Source organism: Mesorhizobium sp. M7A.F.Ca.US.005.03.2.1 (genome assembly GCF_003997795.1).
GTDB classification, from domain to species: Bacteria; Pseudomonadota; Alphaproteobacteria; order Rhizobiales; family Rhizobiaceae; genus Mesorhizobium; species Mesorhizobium ciceri.
In genome coordinates this window covers 1-1,478 of the sequence record NZ_RZRP01001174.1, presented here as the reverse complement: position 1 = coordinate 1,478, position 1,478 = coordinate 1, and the positions used below count along the sequence as shown (strand labels likewise).

Genomic DNA, 1,478 nt, shown 5'->3' with positions numbered 1-1,478 from the left:
GTGCAGATCAAGGTCGTCGACCTCAAGCGCCAGTCGCTCGACGTTGCCGGGCAGGAAGTGCTGACCAAGGATCGCGTGACGATCCGCGTCAACATCGCAGCCGAATACCGGGTCGTCGATCCGGTCAAGGCGGTCAGCATGGTGAAGGACTTCTCCGAAGCCCTCTACCGCGCCCTGCAATATGCCTTCCGCAAGACGCTTGGCGCGCTGACACTCGATCAGGTCCTCGAAAAGAAGGTGACGATCGATGAGGAAGCGGCAGCCAAGGTCCGCGCCGACATGGCCGAGATCGGCGTGGAGGTCAGCGATATCGCGCTCAAGGATGTCATCCTGCCGGGCGAGATGCGCGAGATCCTCAACCAGGTGGTGTCGGCCGAAAAGCAGGCCGAGGCCAACATCATCCGTCGCCGCGAGGAGACGAACGCGACCCGTTCCCTCCTCAACACGGCCAGGGTGATGGCGGAAAACCCGGTGATGCTGCGGTTGAAGGAGCTCGAGGCGCTGGAAACCATCGCCGGCAAGGTCGAGCGGCTGACCGTCCACAACGGAACGGGCGGGCTGCTGAACGATCTGGTCAAGCTTCGCGACAGCTGATGCATGTCGCCAAAAGTGTTCCGCTTTTGGAAAAACGACACGCATCGAAATAAGGCTGACGTTGCGTCAACAGAAGGGCCGCCGGGTAAACCGGCGGCCCTTCTTGCGTTTCGAAGGAACCCTACCCATCTGCGCCCGGCGTATCAGGCCTTTTCCTGCCGGAAAAAACCGATTAGACAGCGCCCAAACAAGATGCGGACAGATTCCGCCCGCAACCGAAGGAAAAGCCCTTGTCCACCACGTTCGACAAAGTCGCCAAGATCATTGCCGACACCAGCGAGATCGATATCGACACCATCACGCCCGAGAGCCATACGATTGACGATCTCGGCATAGACAGCCTCGATTTCCTCGACATCGTCTTTGCCATCGACAAGGAATTCGGCATCAAGGTGCCGCTGGAAAAGTGGACCCAGGAGGTCAATGACGGCAAGGCTTCGACCGACGATTACTTCGTCATGAAGAACCTGTGCGCCAAGATCGACGCGCTGGTCGCCGCCAAGACTGCCTGACGTCAGTTGAGCGCACGATCTTGACGCGCTCTGCCGCCTGACCCACAAAGCCGCACATGAGCAGCCCCCGCGACGTCGTCATATCAGGTATCGGCCTTGTCTCCTCGCTGGGGGAAGGTCCTGACGCCCACTGGCAGAAGCTCGCGCAACCGGGCCCGCAGCCGGTGCTCGAAGCGACGCGCTTTGCACCCTATACTGTCCATCCGCTGCCTGAGATCGACTGGAACCTGCAGATCGCCAAGCGTGGCGATCAGCGCCAGATGGAAACCTGGCAGAGGCTCGGCACCTATGCTGCCGGCCTTGCACTGGACGACGCCGGCATCAAGGGCAATGACGAACTCTGCGCGACCATGGACATGGTTGTGGCGGCTG

2 protein-coding genes and 1 pseudogene are annotated in these 1,478 nt (G+C 60.6%); all 3 read left to right on the top strand.

The window, feature by feature from the left end:
- The coding region (locus EN991_RS35935; RefSeq protein ID WP_164769645.1) for a slipin family protein at window positions 1-594 on the top strand (594 nt) is incomplete at its 5' end.
- A gap of 230 nt (window positions 595-824) precedes the next feature.
- On the top strand, window positions 825-1,106 hold the full coding sequence (locus tag EN991_RS35930; RefSeq protein ID WP_010909964.1) for an acyl carrier protein: 282 nt from the start codon (window positions 825-827) through the stop codon (window positions 1,104-1,106).
- Window positions 1,107-1,162: 56 nt separating this feature from the next.
- Window positions 1,163-1,478, top strand: a pseudogene (locus tag EN991_RS35925) (beta-ketoacyl-ACP synthase); the annotation flags it as partial.